At 62.4% G+C, this 19,422-nt stretch carries 16 protein-coding genes and 1 pseudogene; 12 read left to right on the top strand and 5 right to left on the bottom strand.

The window, feature by feature from the left end:
- Positions 1-29: 29 nt before the first annotated feature.
- Positions 30-2,084 (bottom strand): DNA topoisomerase IV subunit B, encoded by a 2,055-nt coding sequence (gene parE, locus V1278_RS23310; RefSeq protein WP_334382316.1) that lies wholly within the window; start codon positions 2,082-2,084, stop codon positions 30-32.
- 370 nt (positions 2,085-2,454) lie between these two features.
- Here parE and V1278_RS23305 point away from each other — a divergent pair, with 370 nt between their 5' ends.
- The 7 genes from V1278_RS23305 (at position 2,455) to V1278_RS23275 (ending at position 9,330) form a co-directional block, all read left to right on the top strand.
- Positions 2,455-2,985 carry a DedA family protein gene (locus V1278_RS23305; protein WP_334368775.1) on the top strand — a complete coding sequence of 177 codons (531 nt, stop codon included), beginning with the start codon at positions 2,455-2,457 and terminating at the stop codon, positions 2,983-2,985.
- Between the two features lie 192 nt (positions 2,986-3,177).
- A complete protein-coding gene (locus V1278_RS23300) occupies positions 3,178-4,167 on the top strand; it encodes an MBL fold metallo-hydrolase (protein WP_334382315.1) in 990 nt (329 codons plus the stop codon).
- Between the two features lie 243 nt (positions 4,168-4,410).
- Positions 4,411-5,097: an FMN-binding negative transcriptional regulator gene (locus V1278_RS23295; protein WP_334382314.1), complete on the top strand. Its 687-nt coding sequence runs from the start codon at positions 4,411-4,413 to the stop codon at positions 5,095-5,097.
- Positions 5,094-6,074 (top strand): N-acetyl-gamma-glutamyl-phosphate reductase, encoded by a 981-nt coding sequence (argC, locus tag V1278_RS23290; protein WP_334382313.1) that lies wholly within the window; start codon positions 5,094-5,096, stop codon positions 6,072-6,074. The genes V1278_RS23295 and argC (V1278_RS23290) overlap by 4 nt, the downstream gene beginning before the upstream one ends.
- 12 nt (positions 6,075-6,086) lie before the next feature.
- Positions 6,087-7,139 (top strand): N-acetyl-gamma-glutamyl-phosphate reductase, encoded by a 1,053-nt coding sequence (gene argC / locus V1278_RS23285; protein WP_334382312.1) that lies wholly within the window; start codon positions 6,087-6,089, stop codon positions 7,137-7,139.
- 14 nt (positions 7,140-7,153) lie between these two features.
- On the top strand, positions 7,154-7,771 hold the full coding sequence (locus tag V1278_RS23280; RefSeq protein WP_334382311.1) for a class I SAM-dependent methyltransferase: 618 nt from the start codon (positions 7,154-7,156) through the stop codon (positions 7,769-7,771).
- 140 nt (positions 7,772-7,911) lie between these two features.
- Complete coding sequence (locus V1278_RS23275; protein ID WP_334384240.1) at positions 7,912-9,330, top strand: outer membrane protein; 1,419 nt, start codon at positions 7,912-7,914, stop codon at positions 9,328-9,330.
- Positions 9,331-9,456: 126 nt separating this feature from the next.
- Here V1278_RS23275 and V1278_RS23270 read toward each other — a convergent pair.
- The 3 genes and pseudogenes from V1278_RS23270 to V1278_RS23260 all read right to left on the bottom strand — a co-directional run bounded on the left by V1278_RS23270 (position 9,457) and on the right by V1278_RS23260 (position 12,726).
- Positions 9,457-10,339 (bottom strand): annotated as a pseudogene (locus tag V1278_RS23270) (ornithine carbamoyltransferase).
- A 100-nt stretch (positions 10,340-10,439) separates the two neighbouring features.
- On the bottom strand, positions 10,440-10,838 hold the full coding sequence (locus V1278_RS23265; protein ID WP_334369280.1) for an MAPEG family protein: 399 nt from the start codon (positions 10,836-10,838) through the stop codon (positions 10,440-10,442).
- A gap of 82 nt (positions 10,839-10,920) precedes the next feature.
- Positions 10,921-12,726 carry a PHA/PHB synthase family protein gene (locus V1278_RS23260; protein ID WP_334384239.1) on the bottom strand — a complete coding sequence of 602 codons (1,806 nt, stop codon included), beginning with the start codon at positions 12,724-12,726 and terminating at the stop codon, positions 10,921-10,923.
- Between the two features lie 314 nt (positions 12,727-13,040).
- On the opposite strand from V1278_RS23260, the gene V1278_RS23255 reads away from it, so the two are divergent.
- From V1278_RS23255 to V1278_RS23235, 5 genes are all read left to right on the top strand, one after another.
- Entirely contained in the window at positions 13,041-13,319 is a 279-nt protein-coding gene (locus tag V1278_RS23255; RefSeq protein WP_334382310.1) for a hypothetical protein, read from the top strand.
- A gap of 262 nt (positions 13,320-13,581) precedes the next feature.
- The gene (locus V1278_RS23250; RefSeq protein ID WP_028346243.1) at positions 13,582-14,802 is read left to right on the top strand and encodes an LL-diaminopimelate aminotransferase; all 1,221 of its coding nucleotides are present in this window, start codon (positions 13,582-13,584) and stop codon (positions 14,800-14,802) included.
- A 27-nt stretch (positions 14,803-14,829) separates the two neighbouring features.
- Positions 14,830-16,149, top strand: coding sequence for a homoserine dehydrogenase (locus V1278_RS23245; RefSeq protein WP_334368783.1), 1,320 nt, complete (start codon positions 14,830-14,832; stop codon positions 16,147-16,149).
- Positions 16,150-16,229: 80 nt separating this feature from the next.
- On the top strand, positions 16,230-17,231 hold the full coding sequence (gene glpX / locus V1278_RS23240; RefSeq protein ID WP_334368784.1) for a class II fructose-bisphosphatase: 1,002 nt from the start codon (positions 16,230-16,232) through the stop codon (positions 17,229-17,231).
- Positions 17,232-17,371: 140 nt separating this feature from the next.
- Positions 17,372-18,091 (top strand): haloacid dehalogenase type II, encoded by a 720-nt coding sequence (locus V1278_RS23235; RefSeq protein ID WP_334382309.1) that lies wholly within the window; start codon positions 17,372-17,374, stop codon positions 18,089-18,091.
- A gap of 4 nt (positions 18,092-18,095) precedes the next feature.
- On the opposite strand, the gene V1278_RS23230 is transcribed toward V1278_RS23235, so the two are convergent.
- Positions 18,096-19,190 carry a methyl-accepting chemotaxis protein gene (locus V1278_RS23230; RefSeq protein WP_334382308.1) on the bottom strand — a complete coding sequence of 365 codons (1,095 nt, stop codon included), beginning with the start codon at positions 19,188-19,190 and terminating at the stop codon, positions 18,096-18,098.
- Positions 19,191-19,422: the final 232 nt, after the last annotated feature.

Raw genomic sequence — 19,422 nt, 5'->3', positions numbered from 1 at the left:
TTGCTCGAAAATCGCCTGTTTTCGATGAATCAGACGTCCAGCAGCTCGTCGCTGGCGAACTCCGCCTTGTCGGAGATGAAGGCGAATCTGGCCTCGGCCTTGGTTCCCATCAGCCGCTCGACGGAATCAGCCGTGCCTTCGCGGTCGTCGGCCAGCAGCACCACGCGGAGCAGCGTGCGCTTGGCCGGGTCCATGGTGGTTTCCTTGAGCTGGGCCGGCATCATCTCGCCGAGGCCTTTGAAGCGGTTCACCTCGACCTTGGCGTTGGCATTGAACTCGCTCTTCAAGAGCGTGTCCTTATGTGCATCGTTGCGGGCATAGACCGACTTGCTGCCGTGGGTCAGCTTGTAGAGCGGAGGCACCGCCAGATAGAGATGGCCCTCGTCGATCAGCCGCGGCGTCTGGCGATAAAAGAATGTGATCAGCAGTGAAGCGATATGGGCGCCGTCGACGTCGGCGTCCGTCATGATGATGATGCGCGAGTAACGCAGATCCTCTTCGCGGTAATGCGCGCCGGTGCCGCAACCGATCGCCTGCATCAGGTCGGCAAGCTGCGCGTTCTGCATCAGCTTGTCCTTGCCGGCGGAGGCGACGTTGAGGATTTTTCCGCGCAGGGGAAGCACGGCCTGGGTCTTGCGGTCGCGCGCCTGTTTGGCGCTGCCGCCGGCCGAGTCACCCTCGACGATGAAGAGCTCGGAACCTTCGGTCGCGGTGTTGGTGCAATCGGCGAGCTTGCCGGGAAGCCGCAGCTTCTTCACCGCGGTCTTGCGCGAGGTTTCCTTTTCGGCGCGGCGGCGCAGCCGCTCGTCGGCGCGCTCGACGACGAAATCCAGGAGCTTGTTGGCCTGCAGCGGATTGCCCGACAGCCAGTGATCGAACGGGTCCTTGATCGCCTGTTCGACGATCTTCTGGGCTTCTGCCGTGGCGAGACGATCCTTGGTCTGGCCCTGGAATTCCGGCTCGCGCACGAACACGGACAGCATCACCGCAGCTCCCACCATGACGTCTTCCGACGTGACGGGCGCGGCACGCTTGCCCTGGCCGATACGTTCGGCATGATCTTTCAGGCCGCGCAGCATCGCGCTGCGCATGCCGGATTCATGGGTGCCGCCGTCGGGCGTCGGCACGGTGTTGCAGTAGGAGGAGAGGAAGCCGTCGGCATCCGCGGTCCAGGCGACCGCCCATTCGCAGGCGCCATGGGCGCCGTTGCGCCCCGACTTGCCGGAGAAGATATCCGGGTGCACCAGCGTATCGGCGTGAATGGCGGCGCCGAGATAGTCCTTCAGGCCGCCCGGGAAGTGGAAACTGTCCTCGGCCGGAACGTCCTCGATGCCCTTCAGCAGCGCGGGATCGCAGCGCCAGCGGATCTCGACGCCGCCGAACAGATAGGCCTTCGAGCGCGTCATCTTGAACAGGCGCTGCGGCTTGAAGGCCGCCTTGGCGCCGAAGATATCGGTGTCCGGTTTGAAGCGGATGCGGGTGCCGCGGCGGTTGTTGATCTTGCCGAGGTCCTCGAGCTTGCCCTTGGGATGGCCGCGCTCAAAACTCATCCGGTAGAGCTTTTGGCTGCGCGCGACTTCGACTTCGAGCCGCGAGGAGAGGGCATTGACGACGGAGACGCCGACGCCGTGCAGGCCGCCCGAGGTCTCGTAGACCTTGGAGTCGAACTTGCCGCCGGAATGCAGCGTGCACATGATGACTTCGAGCGCCGACTTCTTCGGAAACTTCGGATGGGGGTCGACCGGGATGCCGCGGCCGTTATCGGTGACGGTCAGAAAACCATCGGCGCTCAGTTCGACCTCGATGAAGGAGGCATGCCCTGCCAGCGCCTCGTCCATGGCATTGTCGATGACTTCGGCGAACAGGTGGTGCAGCGCCTTTTCGTCCGTGCCGCCGATGTACATGCCGGGGCGGCGGCGCACCGGTTCCAAGCCTTCCAGCACCTCGATATCGGCCGCGGTATAGCCGGCCTCGGCGCTGGTTCCGCGCGAGGCGGCCTTGGGCGCCGCGCGGCCCTTCGCCTCTGCCCCGAAGAGATCGTTGGCGGATTTTGATTTTGTAGCTGATTTCAATGGCTTGGACATGGCTCTTTAAGTGTTGCGCGCGATCTCGCGCGAGCGAATCGGTCTGCCTGACTATGCCACGGATGGCCTGAAAAGGTGACGGCGGGGCTGGCGCGATGCGTTACTTCCCTGCTGTTGCACCGGATGCAAGGCCGTACCAGTCTCGCGCGGCTCTGAACAGAGGACCGTAACGCCCTCGGCTATCACCTGGACAGATCAGGGTTTTTCGCGGCGTATTGATCGTGGCTCCGGCAAGCCGGCACGGTGCTATCACATCCCGTGCCAGCCCTTGTGACTTGAAGTCACGCAAGCGGCTGGCTTAGCTGTCGCATAGCCTTGAATCAGACCAAAGTTCAATGGTGTGAACGGGGCGGGGGAAGGCATTCAAGACATGGAAGACTATGTGCGCGCCCTGGCTGATTTTGTGCGCGACAACCAGGCGTGGGCCGCACCGATCGTTCTGGTGCTGGCATTCGGCGAATCGCTTGCCTTCGTCTCGCTGCTGGTGCCGGCCTGGGGGGCGCTGGTTGCGATCGGCGCGCTGATCGGCGTCAGCGGCATCAACTTCTGGCCGGTCTGGCTCGCCGGCGGCCTCGGCGCGGCGCTCGGCGACTGGGTATCCTACTGGATCGGCTTCAAATACAAGGAGCACGTCGCAGAGATGTGGCCGCTGTCGCGCTATCCGGGAATCCTGCTGCGCGGCGAGGACTTCGTTAAGAAATGGGGCGTGCCTTCGATCTTCATCGGCCGCTTCTTCGGACCGCTGCGCGCCTCGGTGCCGCTCGCCGCCGGCATTTTCGAAATGTCATATTGGCCCTTTCAGATCGCCAACTTTGTCTCGGCCCTGGTCTGGTCGGCCGCTCTGCTGCTGGTAGGCGACGTCATGGGGAAGATCGCCGAATGGCTTTGGCGGGTGGTTTAGGAGCGAACGGAATAAGCGGATGACGGGGGTGTTAGCCCCAACGTAAGTAGACAAGAGCAACTTCGCATTGCCGTCGTGTCGTCGCGCTATCGCAGGAGTGCTGATAGGTTCAGCGGCAACCGACCAAGGACACGCATCAAAGCGGGTGAATCCCGCCCTCGTATCCATCATCTCACCGGGGAAAACATCACTATGGAACTGACACGTCGTCACGCACTCACTGGCGCCGCGGCGCTCGCCGCCACACCGCTATTGCCGCAGGCGCCGGCCAGGGCGGCCGCCCAGGTGGCGGACAAGCAGGCGCCGAGCTTCTATCGCTACAAGGTGGGCGATGCCCAGGTGACGGCCATCTCTGACGGCGTCAACAATTTCGCGCTGCCCGACACGTTCGTGCTCAACGCCAAGAAGGACGAAGTGAACGCGGCGCTCGAAAAGGCCTTCATGCCGAAGGACAAGATGTCGATCCAGTTCGCGCCGCTGGTCATCAATACCGGTGGCAAGCTCGTGGTGGTTGATACCGGTAACGGCGCCGCTGCGTTTGCATCGAGCAAGGGCAATGTCGGCCAGTTCGGCGCCAACATGGTTGCCGCGGGCTTCGACCCCAAGGCGGTCGACATCGTCGTGATCTCGCACTTCCACGGTGACCACATCAACGGTCTCCTGACCGCGGAGAACGCGCCGACGTTTCCCAATGCCGAGGTGCTGGTGCCGGCGGCCGAATGGAAATACTTCATGGACGACGGCGAGATGAGCCGTGCGCCGGAAGGGCGGATGCAGACCGTGTTCAAGAACGCCCGCCGCGTGCTCGAGGCGGGGCTCAAAAAGAAGGTGACGCCCTATGAGTGGGGCAAGGAAGTAGCTCCTGGACTGACGGCGGTGGAAACCATCGGCCACACGCCAGGCCACACCTCCTATGTTCTCGCATCCGGCTCCGACAAGATGTTCATCCAATCTGATGTCACCAACCTGCCGGCGCTGTTCGTCACCAATCCGGGCTGGCACCTGATGTTCGACCAGGATCCGGCATTGGCGGAAAAGACCCGCCGCCGGGTCTACGACATGCTGGTCGCCGACAAGATGCGGGTCCAGGGCTTCCATTATCCGTTCCCGGCCAACGGCTTCGTCGAGAAGGACGGCAACGGCTACCGGCTGATCCCGGCGCCGTGGAATCCGGTGATCTGACACCAGACCCTGCCGGAATGGCAGTCATAACTTGACGCCAGTCGGGCGCGGCCTTATAGCCGCGCCCATGACTTACGCTTCGACCATCTCCAACGCTCGCCGCCGCCGCGCCATCGTCGCGGTATGGGCGGACGTCTGCGTTTGAGATTGTCGCCTCTGCCGCCGGATCGGGTCCCGCGGCTTCTCCCTTTTCCAGAAAACGCGGTCTGAACTGGCGGCTCCTACATCAAGCAGGAGTTTGAGATGTATACGCCTCCACCGTTCAAGTCCGACCGCGCCGCGAGCCTCGCGTTCGCGGAAGCGCGCGGCTTTGGTCTGGCCTGCGCGTGGGATGGCAATAAGCCGGTCGCGTCGTCGCTGCCATTCTATCTAACCTCGGCCAATGACGGCACGCCGCGCGCGGCGTTTCACGTCGCCCGTCACAATCCGCTGGTAAAGCTCGCGAGCGGAACGACGTCCTGGCTGCTGGCCGTCAGTGGCGCGGACGCCTATGTATCGCCGGACTGGTACGTCTCACCGGACCAGGTACCGACTTGGCTCTATCAGGCGGTGCACCTGACCGGCCCGGTGCGGATGATGTCCGACGGCGAACTCGCCGCGCAGATCGAGGCGCTGAGCGCCAAGTTCGAGGCGCGGCTGTTGCCGAAGAAGCCATGGTTGTCGTCGAAGATGACGGCGGGTCGGCTGGAGGCGATGAAGAAAGCGATCGTGGGCCTAGAGATGACGGTTGAAGAGGTCGAGGGCAGCTTCAAGCTGAACCAGCACAAATCCGAGACCGACTATGCAGCGGTTGCGGGGTCGCTGGCCTCGCAGGCCGACGCCGGCGCCAAGCAGATCGCGCATTTGATGAGAGAGGCGCGGCCCAACGTGTTTGCAAACCAAGGGGCCTTTGCCGACGAAACCAATCAGTTCGAAAGGACCGTGCCATGACCATCACCGATAGCCACGAGCCCAAGGCCGTGGGCGCCGCGACCAAGCCCGCCGTGTTCGTTGATGGTGCGTCCGGAACGACGGGACTCGGCATTCAGGAGCGCCTTCGGCAGCAGAACGACGTCGTCGTGAAAAGCATTGCCAAGGACAAGCGCAAGGATTCCGGCGCCAAGCGAGCGCTGATGGAGGAGGTCGATCTTGTCATCCTTTGCCTGCCTGACGATGCGGCGAAAGAGACGGTCGCCCTGATCGACAGCATGGGCGCTTCGGCGCCCAAGGTGCTCGACGCCTCGACGGCGTTCCGGGTCGCCGGCGACTGGACCTATGGCTTTCCGGAGCTCGCGCCTGATCAGGCCGACAAGATCCGCGCTGCTCGGAAGGTTTCCAATCCGGGCTGCTACCCGACCGGCGGCATTGCGCTACTGCGACCGCTGGTCGATGCCGGCCTGTTGGCGCCGGACTATCCCGTCACCATCAACGCGGTCAGCGGCTATTCGGGTGGCGGCAAGTCGATGATCGCAAGTTTTGAGGACGGCAGCGCGCCGTCGTTCGAACTCTACGGCCTCGGCTTTGAGCACAAGCATCTGCCGGAGACGCAGCTTTACTCAAAGCTGACGCGGCGGCCGATCTTCGTGCCGTCGGTCGGCAATTTCCGGCAGGGCATGCTGGTCTCGGTGCCGCTGCATCTCGACACACTGAATGGCAGACCCAGCGGCGCTGACCTGCACGCCGCGCTGGCGAAGCGCTATGCCGGCAGCACCTATGTCTCGGTCATGCCGCTGGAGAATGCGGCAACCAAGGCTGGGCGGCTGGAGCCGGAAGCGCTCAACGAAACCAACAAGCTCGAGCTTTACGTCTTTGCCAGCGACAAGCATCGGCAAGCCGTCTTGGTCGCGCGGCTCGACAATCTCGGCAAGGGCGCGTCGGGCGCAGCGGTGCAGAACCTGCGGCTGATGCTGGGCTTGGCGGACAAATAACAGGAACGCGTGATGAGCTCGAAAAAGAAGATCGGCATTCTCGGTGCCTCCGGTTACACCGGAGCCGACGCGGTGCGCCTGTTGGCGCGGCATCCGAACGCCGAGATCACCGCGCTCACCGCCAACACCCACGCCGGCAAGTCGATGGGCGACGTGTTCCCGCATTTCTTCATGCTCGATCTGCCGAAGCTGGTCGAGTGGGAGAAGGTCGACTGGACCAGCCTCGACGCGGTATTCTGCGGGCTGCCGCACGGCACCACGCAGGAGATCATCGCCGCCGTCCTCAGGGCCAACCCCAACATCAAGGTGCTCGACATGTCCGCCGATTTCCGGCTGCGCGACAAGGACACCTATGCGCAATGGTACGGCCATGAGCACCGGGCGCTCGAACTGCAGGGCGAGGCCGTCTACGGTCTCACCGAATTCTACCGCGAGAAGATCGCGGCCGCGCGGCTGGTCGCATGTCCCGGCTGTTACCCGACCGCGGCGCTGCTCGCGCTGGTGCCGCTAGCCAAGGCAAAGCTGATCGACGTCGACGACATCGTCATCGACGCCAAGTCGGGCGTTACCGGCGCCGGGCGCGGCCTGAAGCAGAACACGCTGTTCAGCGAGGCGGGCGAGGGGCTGTCGCCCTATTCGGTCGGCACCCACCGGCACGCGCCGGAGATCGAGCAGGAGATCGGCGTTGCCGCGGGTACAGCGGTGACGGTCAACTTCACGCCGCATCTGATCCCGATGGCGCGTGGCGAACTCTGCACGTCCTATGTCAGGCTCAACAGCGGCGCGACGCCGGACGATCTGCGGGCCACGCTGGAGAAGGCCTACGCCAACGAGCCGTTTGTGCATGTCGCCAAGAAGGGCGTGCTGCCGCAGACCCAGAACGTGCGCGGCTCCAACTATGTGCAGATCGGCGTCGTCGCCGACCGCATCAAAAACCGGGCGATCGTGATTTCCACGCTCGACAACCTGGTGAAGGGCTCGGCCGGGCAGGCGATCCAGAACATGAACCTGATGTTCGATCTGCCCGAAACGGCCGGGCTGGAGCAGATTGCGCTGTTTCCGTGATGTGAGGTGCTGCGGTGGACGAGCAAACCCTGCAATTCTACCGCGGCAACGCGGAAGCCTATGCCAAGCGCACGTTCACCTCGCGCCAGGCGCGGCTGATGGCGTTTCTGGTGCAGCTTCCGCCGGGTGCTTGCATCCTCGAACTCGGCTGCGGCGCCGGCGGCGACACAGCGGAAATGCTGGCGCGTGGGTTCGATGTCCGTCCGACCGACGGGTCGCCAGAAATGGCGGCCATCGCCTCAAAGCATCTCAACCGCAGCGTCGAGACGCTGCTGTTTCATGATCTCGACGCGGTCGAGGCGTACGATGGCGTCTGGGCCAATGCCTGCCTGCTACACGTTCCGCGCAACCAGCTTGCCGACGTTCTGAGATTGATCTGGCGCGCGCTGAAACCCGCCGGCTATTTCTTCGCGAGTTTCAAGGAAGGCGATGGCGACGGCCGCGACACGCTCGACCGCTACTACAACTATCCCTCGCCGGACTGGCTGCGCGCGGCTTACGCCGAGGCGGGCAAATGGGATTCGCTGTCGATCGAGAGCGGCGAAGTCAGAGGCTTTGACGACAAGATGGCGTCGATGCTGTTCGTTGTTGCCAAAAAAGCGACTTACGGCTCGCAAGGCATCGTAACGTAGTTCCACCAGTTGAGCGGGCAATTCGTGGAACCTGTGGCGGCCTAGCTACAGAATCGGGGACAAGAAACCAGTAAAGATGCGTTCGAAGCGCCGGCGGCACGCCTGCCGGGAATGCCGGACTGGGAATGCCGTAAATGAAAATGAAGAAGTACCTCTTGGCCACCGCTCTCGTTGGCCTGGGATGCGCTCCGACGTTCGCCGCAGACCTGGCCGCCCGGCCTTACACCAAAGCTCCCGCACTGGAAGCCGTCTACGATTGGACTGGCTTCTATGTCGGCGTCAACGCGGGTGGAGGGGTCGGGCGCGACCGCACCCGACATCAGCCGTTTCCGGGGCAAGACTATTCGCTTTACCTGCAGCCTCAAGGCGCGCTCGGTGGCGGGCAGATCGGATACAACTGGCAGACGAATTCCGTACTCGGGCCGATCGTCTTTGGTGTTGAAGCGGATATCCAGGGAGCTGGCCTCAGCGACGACCGCACCAATTTGAATTTCGGCGGCGGCTTGCTTACGAACTACAGCCAGAAGCTCGACTGGTTTGGAACCGTTCGCGGACGTGTCGGCCTGGCCAAGGGACCGGTGTTGAGCTACGTCACGGCCGGATTTGCCTATGGCGACGTCAACACCACGATAACTCAGTCGGGACCGGGTCCGGTTCCGGTGACGTTTTCAACCGATCGTACCCAGGGTGGATGGGTGGTGGGCAGTGGTGTGGAGGCTGCGCTGGGCGGCAATTGGACCGGAAAGATTGAACATCTCTATCTGAACCTCGGCAACCGGACCGACTTCGCCGCACCGTTGTTCTTCCCAAGCAACGTGAATACCGAGATCCGCCAAAATATTTTCCGCGCCGGCTTGAACTACCGGATCGGCGGCAACTCGAACTACCAGCCGGTGGCTGCGGCCAATTGGAGCGGTTTCTATCTCGGCGGCAATTTCGGGTCCGGATACGGCCGTGACCGGAGTTCGCTGAGCGTGCCGATTGGTCCGTTCGTGGACACCTTCAACCTGGCCCCCGATGGTTTCATTGGTGGCGTGCAGGCGGGCTACAACTGGCAGGCCGCTAACTGGGTGTTCGGCTTTGAGGCGGATATTCAGGGGTCGACCCTGCAAGACGACAAGACTTGCGTATTGAGCTGCGGGTTCGCTGGAGTGAGCGCGGCTTACGATGCCACCCTGCCATGGTTCGGCACGGTTCGCGGGCGGCTGGGTTATTCGGTCGGGTCGACGTTGTTCTATGTGACCGGCGGTCTTGCTTACGGCAGCATCAAGACGAAGATCAACACGACCTCCTTCGTCGGCCCGGTGACGCAATCGTTCTCGCATACCAATACCGGCTGGACCGCGGGTGCGGGCATCGAAACGCCGTTTACGCTGCTGGGATTGCTGGGTCCGAATTGGACGACCAAGACCGAGTATCTCTACGTCGACCTCGGTTCGACGTCGGACAGCTTTGTCTTCGGCGCTGTTCCGGCGACGACGACCCGTTCGGCTACCGAACACGTCTTCCGCACCGGCATCAACTACCACTTCAATTCGCCGGTCGTTGCGAAGTACTGAGCGCCATTTCAGGACGCACTAACGAAAACCCCCGGGGCGAAGCCTCGGGGGTTTTTCATTGACATTCGAGATGCGAAAGGGAGCCTCAAATCACCGCATGACCGCAGGCGGGATCACATACGGGCTTTATGTGACGATCCATTCGAGCAGGGCGTTTTGCGCGTGTAGAAGATAAGCCTTTGCAGCGGCACTCTGGCAAGCTGGATGATGCATTGCATCAGCAGTGACTTCCTTTTCCCTGGAAACGGGTGGGCAGGGAAGGAAAATGACATCGGGTCGGCATTTCGCCAGAACAGACGCCGAAATCCGGTATTCCCGCATCTGTTCTTCATGTGCCTCACTTGGCCATGAGTCGGTAACGATCACGTCCGCATTCAACAGCTCTGCGAGATCGGTGCTCGCAGCGAGGTTTGGGCCCAATAGTGAGACGTCTTTGACGTGCCAGTTTTCCGGATAGACCTGTCTCACCTGGATGGGCATCGAGATGGAAGCTTCTACCCACGACCGAAAAACGTTGGCGTCCGGAGTAACGCCGACGACTTTCATCCCCTCAAGAGTTCCTCTCTTGCTGTAGATATAGGCGAGATCGCCAAGTGTTTCGCACGGATGATTGGACCTCGTTCTCGCATTTACCACGGCAGCTTTGGCAATTGATGCGAGTTCTTTCAGAGCAGATAGCTCTTTGGTGCGGATCACCAAAATGTCGAACCAGTTGTCGAGGTATCTCGCTAGATCCGCCGTGGCTTCACGGACATTGAACCTGATTTGCGATTGGACACAGATGCCACCCATGGCCTGTATGCCCAGATCAAACGCAGTCGTATTCCTCCATCCACTGTCGTCGGCAATGAGAGCAACACGCTTGCCGGACAAGCTCTGAGGCATGGTGCGATCGTTCCAGGCTGTCGCCAACGACTGAGCGCGATCGATGAGAAAAGATGATTTCTTTTGGCAACCCGTGAAATTCAAGAAAGTCCTTTGCTGGATGCCATGCGCATTCTCGCCTCAAGTGGGCACTGTATCCAGACCCGGAAGCCCAAGATTCCGGATGCGCACTTCAGCGCCCCGGATGACGATGCAAGGAGATAGATGCCCGAGGGCTGGTCGCCTCAGACCACCCTGAAGATCGCCAGCGCCAGCACGGCTTGCGCCAAGAAGCCGACGGTGAAGGCCAGCGTGCGGAATACCGGCAGGCCCAGCGTGTAGACGATCAGATGGGCGACGCGGGCCCAGAAATACACGGCGCAGGCCAGTACGGTCCATCTGTCGGAATAGTCGATGGCGTTGAGGATCAGCACCAGCGGCGCGAAGATGATCAAATTCTCGACCGCATTGTCATGTGCGAACATCATCCGATTGGCCCAATCCGCATGCGGCTTGTCGTTGCGCGAAGGGTTGGCCATGGCGCCGGAGAGGCCGCGCACCTGACAGCGATTGATGAAGTAGGGGACGCACATGAGCCCGGTCAAAATCACGGTCAGAGTCAGCCAGAACAATTCACGCGTTATTGGTTGCGTCATTGGTTTCCCCTCAAACGATTTCGATTCCCGGCACGGGATGGCCAAATATACTCAACAACGCGCTTCCGTGCTACGCGCGCACCTTGACGTAGCTGCCGGGCGCGTCCTCGATCGGCGGCATCTCCTCGGACCCGACGGCGCGCGCGGGCACGCGTTCGGCGTCGAGGCCCTCCAGCCATTGCAGCCAGTCGGGCCACCACGATCCCTTGTGCTCGGTGGCGTTCTTCATCCAGTCGGCGAGCGTGACATCCTTGATGTTGTCGTTGGTCCAGTACTGGTACTTGCCCGCGTCCGGCGGGTTGACCACGCCTGCGATGTGGCCCGAGCCGGACAGCACATATTTGACCGGGCCACCGAAGAACTGCGAACCGTAGAGCACCGAGTCCGCCGGTGCGATGTGGTCCTCGCGCGTCGCCAGATTGTAGACGGGCACCTTGACCTTCGACAGGTCGAGCAGGGTGTTATCGAGCACCATGCTGCCGGAGGAGAGTCGGTTCTCCAGGTAGCAGTTGCGCAGGTAATAGGAATGGTTGGCCGCCGGCATCCGCGTGGCGTCGGAGTTCCAGTGCAGCAAGTCGAAGGAGGAGGGCGGCTGTCCCTTCAGGTAGTTGCTGACGACATAGGACCAGATCAGGTCGTTGGAGCGCAGCATGTTGAAGGCCATCGCCATCTTGCTGCCTTCGAGAACGCCCCGTGCTTCCATCTCGCGCTCCAGCGTCGCGATCTGGTCTTCGTCGACGAACACGAGCAGATCGCCGGCATGGGTGAAGTCGACCTGGGCCGCAAAGAACGTCGCAGAGGTGACGCGCTGGCGCCGCTTCTCGGCGAGCCAAGCCAGCGTCGACGCCAGCAGGGTACCGCCGACGCAGTATCCGGCGGTATGGACCTTCATCTCGCCCGTGACCTTTTCGATGACGTCCATAGCGGTCAGCGGGCCTTCCTTCATGTAGTCGTCGAAGGTTTTCTTGCCGAGCTCCTTGTCCGGATTGACCCAGGAAATCACGAACACGGTGATGCCCTGATCGACGCACCATTTGATATAGGATTTTTCCGGCTTGAGATCGAGTATGTAGAACTTGTTGATCCAGGGCGGCACGATCAGGAGCGGCGTGCGCAGCACCGTCTCCGTGGTCGGCGTGTACTGGATGAGCTGCATCAGCTCGTTCTGGTAGATCACCTTGCCCGGCGTCGTCGCCATGTTGACGCCGACTTCGAGATTCGACGGATCGGACTGACGGATGCGCAGCATGCCGCGCCCGGCCTCGATGTCCTCGGCCAGCATCTTCATGCCGCGAACGAGGTTGTCGCCGTTCGAGGCCAGCGTCTCGCGCAGTACTTCCGGATTGGTAAGCACGAAATTCGACGGAGCGATCGCGTTGGTGATCTGCTGAACGTAGAACTCGGCCTTCTTGCGCGTGTGCGGATCGACGCCTTCGGCGTTCTTCACCAGTTCTTGCGCCCATTGCGCGGTGAGCAGATAGAGCTGCAGCACGAAATCGAAGAACAGATTCGATTTCCACTCCGGATCCTTGAAGCGCTTATCGCGCGGCGACGGCTCGATCGCAGGCTTGGCCTGTTCGCCGGCCATGCGGCGCGCCGCCGAGCCCCAGAGATCGAGATAGGCTTTGCCCATCCTGGCCTGCAGAGCTTCGGCGCGTTGCTGGTCGGTCAGCCAGTATTCAGCCACTTTGGTGAACGTCTTGATGACTTCACCGATTTCGCTGGGCGGCTTGTCCTTCGGTTCCCCGTCCTCGCGCGGTTTGAGATAGGCCGCGAGCGCTTGGCCGCTCGTCTCCATCGCCTTGGCGATGTTCATGGCGAAGGCTTCGGCGTTGAAGGTCTTCGGAGCCTGGGTTTCGGTGTTGACGTCGCTCATATCAAGCACACTATAGCTTCGTTTCGCGTTCGTCACCGCGTGGATTGATGGCGGCGGCGTTGGGGTTAAACCCTGTTGCACTGCGATAAAGTTTGCGTGTTCAGACACAATGCACACATTGCAGCCGCACCTGTCACATTTGCTGTTTGGGCTTTAATCGTTTCGGGCGACAATGGTTTGAACGGTTCTAGCGAAATCAACGCCGCGGACGATTTGGCGATGCAAGGCTCGTACCAGCGCATAGATGTCGTCGCGATGCGCGTGCACTGCATCAGGTAGTGTTGGGGATTTCCGGACGGATGCCGGTAAGCCGAATGATAAGGCTGTGGTCGATTGCCGCGCTGTTCGCGTCAGCGTTCGCGCTCGGCGGCTGCTCGACCCAGATCGCGGATATGCCGGGCCTCGGCCTGCCGGCCGGCGCGCCCGAGCGTCCGAAGGAAGCCGGTGGCTATCTGCCGGTTCATGACCTGCCGCCGGACCGCAACGAGGAGGCGATGAAGCCGGCCGAGTTGGCTAAAATCCAGGCAGAATTGACCGCCGCTCGCGACCGTCAGGCGGCCGCCGCTACCCCGCCAAAACCGGCCAAGAAGTGAGATAGCCTTAGTCTGGACGCGTTTTCTTCACGCGAACCGGTCACCATTTCGCTTGAAAACGCTATAAAAACTGGCGCTGCCGGGCTCCCATGGTAAAAGAACCCAATTCAACCGCATTGCGGGTCCAGAGCCTAGAGACCTCGCGCCTGAATTCGCTCCAAATCCTTGATTGGACGCGATTTTTGGACGAAGCCGATCGGGTTTCGTAGCGCGCGCAGGTTCCGTCCGATTCTGTCCTGCCGGTTGCCGGAGCAAGGGTCCCATGGAAGATTTTTATCGCATTCGCCGTCTGCCGCCTTACGTGTTCGAGAAGGTCAACCAGGCCAAGGCGGCCGCGCGCAATGCCGGGGCCGACATCATCGACATGGGCATGGGCAATCCGGACCTGCCGACGCCGCCTCATGTGCTCGAGAAGTTGAAGGAGACGCTGGGCAAGCCGCGGACCGATCGCTACTCGGCCTCGCGCGGCATCAATGGCCTGCGCAAGGCGCAAGCCGCCTACTACGGACGGCGGTTCGGCGTAAAACTCAATCCGGACACCCAGGTTGTTGCGACGCTGGGTTCGAAGGAAGGCTTTGCCAATGTGGCGCAGGCGATTACCGCGCCCGGCGACGTGGTGCTGTGCCCCAATCCGAGCTACCCGATTCACGCCTTCGGCTTTCTGATGGCGGGCGGCGTGATTCGCTCGGTACCCTCGGAACCGACGCCGCAGTTTTTCGAGGCGGTGGAGCGCGCGATCATTCATTCGATCCCGAAGCCGATCGCGCTGATCGTCTGCTATCCCTCCAATCCGACCGCCTATGTCGCCGAGCTCGATTTCTATAAGGATCTGGTGGCGTTCGCGAAGAAGCACGAGATCTTCATCCTGTCGGATCTGGCCTACGCCGAGGTCTATTTCGACGACCGGAATCCGCCGCCCTCGGTGTTGCAGGTTCCCGGCGCAATCGACGTCACCGTCGAATTCACCTCGATGTCGAAGACGTTCTCGATGGCTGGCTGGCGCATGGGCTTTGCGGTCGGCAACGAGCGGATCATTGCCGCGCTGGCGCGGGTGAAATCCTACCTCGACTACGGCGCGTTCACGCCCATTCAAGTCGCGGCCACCGCCGCGCTGAACGGACCGGACGATTGCATCAAGGAGATGCGCGACACCTACCGCAGGCGCCGCGACGCGCTGGTCGAATCGTTCGGCCGGGCCGGCTGGGAGATTCCGCCGCCGCAGGCCTCGATGTTCGCCTGGGCGCCGCTGCCCAAGGCATTTGAAGGCGTCGGGAGCATGCAGTTCGCGACCCTGATGGTGGAGAAGTCAGGCGTGGTGGTTTCGCCCGGCGTCGCCTTCGGCGAGCATGGCGAAGGCTATGTCCGCATCGCCATGGTGGAAAACGAGCAGCGCATCCGCCAGGCCGCGCGCGGGGTGCGCCGCTTCCTTGAAAGCGGCATTGAAACGTTGCACAACGTGGTTCCTCTCGCCAACCGGCGCTAATTCCTTTTATTGCAGGTTCTCTCATTCATGGTCGCACCCCTGAGAGTGGGTATCGCGGGGCTCGGCACTGTTGGTGCCGAAGTCGTCCGCCTCATCGAAGAGCAGTCGCGGATGCTTGCCGAGCGCAGCGGGCGCGGGGTGCGGGTCGTTGCCGTCACCGCGCGCTCGAAAACAAAGAAGCGTTCGCTCGATCTACGCGGCATCGACTGGGCGAAAAGCCCGCTTGATCTGGCAAGCGACGCCAACGTCGATTGCTTCGTCGAACTGATGGGCGGCTCCGGCGAGCCGGCGCTGTCGGCGATCGAGGCCGCGCTGAAGTCCGGTAAGTCGGTGGTAACCGCCAACAAGGCCCTGATTGCCAAGCACGGATTGCGGCTGGCGAAGGCCGCCGAGAAGCACGGCGGCGCCCTGAACTTCGAGGCGGCGGTCGGCGCCGCCATTCCCGTCATCAAAACCCTGCGCGAGGGGCTTTCCGGCACCGGCGTCAACCGCGTCTACGGCATCCTCAACGGCACCTGCAATTACATCCTGAGTCGGATGGAGCATGAGGGCCTGTCGTTTGCCGAATGCCTGAAGGATGCACAGCGGCTCGGCTATGCCGAAGCCAATCCGTCCTTCGATGTCGATGGCCATGATACCGCGCAGAAGCTTGCGATCCTGGCGAGCCTCGCCTTCGGCACCAAGGTGGCGCAGAGCGCGGTCTATGTTGAAGGCATCTCCTCGATCACGCCGGAAGATCTGCGCGCCGCCGAAGAGCTCGGTTATCGCGTCAAACTGCTCGGGGTTGCGGTGCGGACCGCCAAGGGCATCGAGCAGCGCGTGCACCCGACCATGGTGCCGAAATCGTCCTCGATCGCGCAGGTAATGGGCGTCACCAACGCGGTGACCATCGACGGCGAGGGCATTCCCGCGATCACGCTGGTGGGGCCCGGCGCCGGCGGTGCTGCGACGGCGTCCGCCGTCGTCGCCGACATCGCCGACGTGGCACGCGGCATTCGCGCAAAGCCGTTCGGCCGCCCGGTGGAACGGCTGCGCGACACCACCAAGGCGCCGATGGAGCGGCATGAGGGCGGCTACTATATCCGCCTGATGGCGCGCGACCTCGCCGGCACCGCCGCGACCATCGCCACCCGCCTCGCCGAACAGAAGATTTCGCTGGAATCGATCGTGCAGCGCCATCCGGAAGGCGTGGATGCGAACGGTGCCGCGAAGAAGCCGTCACCGGTTCCGGTGATTCTGATTACCTACGCCACCTCCGAGGATGCGGTGTATCGTGCGCTCGAAGCCGTTCAGCGCGACAAGGTGATCAGCGGCCGGCCGCAGGTGATACGGATCGAGAAGAACTGACGTGGGATCGAAACGGATCGCGCGCCAAAAGGTTTGATTTGCGGGCCGAGCTGCCCGTGCAGGTTTAAAGGAGTGAGCCGATGACGACCCATATTTCCGTTCCGCCGCAATTGCTGCTCGAGCGCATCCTGACGCTCGAAATCGTGCGGGTGACGGAACGTGCCGCGGTTTCGGCCGCGCGTCTGCGCGGCCACGGCCAGGAGAAGGCGGCGGACCAGGCCGCAGTGGACGCGATGCGCCGCGAACTCAACAAGCTGCCGATCGAAGGCACCATCGTGATCGGCGAGGGCGAGCGCGACGAGGCGCCGATGCTGTTCATCGGCGAGAAGGTCGGGCTGAATGCCGGTCCGCAGGTCGATATTGCCGTCGATCCGCTGGAAGGCACCACGCTCTGCGCCAAGAACATGCCGGGCGCGATCGCGACCATGGCGATGGCCGATGGCGGCACGCTGCTACATGCGCCCGACGTCTACATGGAGAAGATTGCCATCGGCCCAGGCTACGCCAAGGGCGTGATCGAGCTCGATGCTTCGCCCGCCGACAATGTCCTGCGGCTCGCGAAGGCCAAGGGCGTCGAGCCTGGCGCAATCACGGTGCTGGTGCTCGATCGCCCGCGCCACGCCGATATCATCGCCAGCATCCGCTCAACCGGTGCGGCGGTGCGGCTGATCACCGACGGTGACGTGGCGGGCGTGATCCATTGCGCCGATCCCGATAACACCGGCGTCGACATGTATATCGGCACCGGCGGCGCGCCCGAGGGCGTGCTGGCGGCGGCGGCGCTGCGCTGCATCGGCGGCCAGATGCAGTGCCGGCTGATCCTCGACAGCGAGGAGAAGCGTGAGCGTGCGCACAAGATGGGCGTGACCGATCCGAAGATGATCTACGGCATCGAGGACATGGTGCGCGGCGACTGCCTGTTCGCGGCCACCGGCGTCACCACGGGCTCTCTGCTGACGGGCGTCAAATTCCGCAAGGATGGCGTGATCGAGACCGAAACGGTGGTGATGCGCTCGGTGACCGGCACGGTGCGCTACATCAAGGCGGAGCACCGGCAGTTGGATAAGTTTCATCTGGACTAGCGAGCCGTCATTCCGGGGCGTGCGAAGCACGAACTACGATGCGCAATTGCGCATCTGAGAATCTCGAGGTTCCGGGTCTGGTGCTACGCACCATCCCGGAACGACGTCTCTCAAAAAAGAGAAAACGGGGAGGGGCTCGCATGTCCGACGTATCAGCCGTGAAGGCGCTGGTGTTCGACGTGTTCGGCACCGTGGTCGACTGGCGCACCAGCCTCATCAACGATTTCACCAAATGGTCGGAAACCTCAGGCATCGAGGCCGACTGGACCGCCTTGGTCGACGGCTGGCGCGGCGTTTACATGGCCTCGATGGACGAGGTGCGCAAACATCCCGAACGCGGCTACCAGATACTGGATACGCTGCACCGGCGGTCGCTGGAAAAACTGGTGGCGCAGTTTTCGATACAAGGCTTGAGCGAAGCCGACCTGCATTACCTGACGCTGGGCTGGCACCGGCTGCATCCGTGGCCCGACAGCGTGCCGGGCCTGACGCGGCTGAAGAAGAAATACATCATCTCGCCGCTCTCCAACGGCAACGTCGCGCTGTTGACCAACATGGCGAAGTTCGCCGGCCTGCCGTGGGACCTCATCATGTCGGCGGAATTGTTCGAGCACTACAAGCCCGATCCGGAAACCTATCTCGGCGCGGCGAAGCTGCTCTGCCTGCCGCCGGAGCAGGTCATGATGGTCGCCGCCCACAATGGCGATCTGAAAGCAGCACAGCAGAACGGCCTCAAGACCGCGTTCGTCGCGCGTCCCACCGAATACGGCCCGCACCAGAAACATGATTTCGAGGCCAAAGGCGATTGGGACATCGTCGCCAAGGATTTTGGCGGCATCGCCGACCGGCTGGGGTGCTAGTGGCCTATCCCGCGCCGGCCTGGATCACGCCGAACCAACCAAGGCCCTTATAGGTCTCGTAGCCGGGCGTGGCGTGGAACGCTACAAGTCCACCGGAGCGGTCCTGATGGAAGCCGGAGCGTCGCCCTTCCAATGGAAGCGAGATGCGTTCGGTGAGCAGGCCCTGGCCGTCGGACGCCGCGATCACCCGGAAATTCGAATCGACCAGCAGCACGCGCGCCCTGTCGGCCGCGCCGACGCGTACGCCCTGGACGATGGCGCGGGCTTGGGGTTCCCAGTCGAAATGAATGGCCAGCACGCCGGTCGGTCTGCCGTGCGCCTTGCCGCCTTCGCGGACGCTGGCGCAGTAGGTCACGACCTGAGCGTTGCCGAGCAGGGGCTGGCATTCGACGTCGCCGACGGCGTAATCGTCGCCGGAGCGCAAGCCGCGCGCGGCGCGAAACCACTTGGTCTGCGCCACGTTCTGGCCGATTACGTTGAAACGATCCGCGCGGCCATTGGCCAGCACATTGCCGTTGAGATCGCAGAGCCAGAGATCGAGATAGACGGTATAGGCGCCGAGGATCACTGCCATCCGTTCCGACACGTGGCTGACGGCGGCAGCCTGCGGCGCGGCCGCGCAATCGACCACGGCGGAATCGGTTGCCCACCAGCGCACGTCGCAGGTGCGCTCATAGAGGTTGCGGTCGATCAGCTCAATGGCGTTGAGCGACAAATCGACCATGCGCTCGCCGCGCGAGCGGTTGGCCATCTGCGCGATCGAATTCATCAGATTGCCGGTCCGGTTGGTGAGCTGGCTTTCGAGCTCGCGGGCAATCGTCTCAACCTGCTGGCCGACATTGCGGACTTCCTGCGCCACCACCGCAAAGCCCGCACCTTGCGCGCCGGCGCGCGAACTCTCGATCAGCGCGTTCAGCGCCAGCATCTTCATCTGGTTGGTGATCTTCTGGATCGACTTGGTCTTCTCGCAGGCGACCTGGTTGACCTCGGCGGTCAATCTCGCGATCAGCGCGGAAACGTCGGATTCGTCCTCGGCGCCCGCTGATTTTGCCGGCTGTTTTGCAGTCGTTGCGGTTTGGGAGCGAAGCGCGACGGACATTGGCGGGAATTCCTCAGTCTTTGTGCGGATGTCGATCTTCTGCGGATCGGCGGGACTCAAGCGAGAGCGTATTCGTCTCCTTTGTCGGGGATCATGGCTAACGATTGGTTTAAGTTCCGGCGGCTTGCGGGTAGTTTTACCTGATGAAGTTGCATCTTCTTTGTGCAAGTCGCATTTGTCGGCATAGCCCAGGGCCCGCGACGCCCCGAGGCTGTGCCGGCGTTGCCGCATA

The sequence above is a fragment of the Bradyrhizobium sp. AZCC 1577 genome, assembly GCF_036924575.1.
Taxonomy (GTDB): Bacteria; Pseudomonadota; Alphaproteobacteria; order Rhizobiales; family Xanthobacteraceae; genus Bradyrhizobium.
The sequence above is the reverse complement of the archived record's forward strand: the minus strand, read 5'-3'. Positions and strand labels throughout refer to the sequence as shown.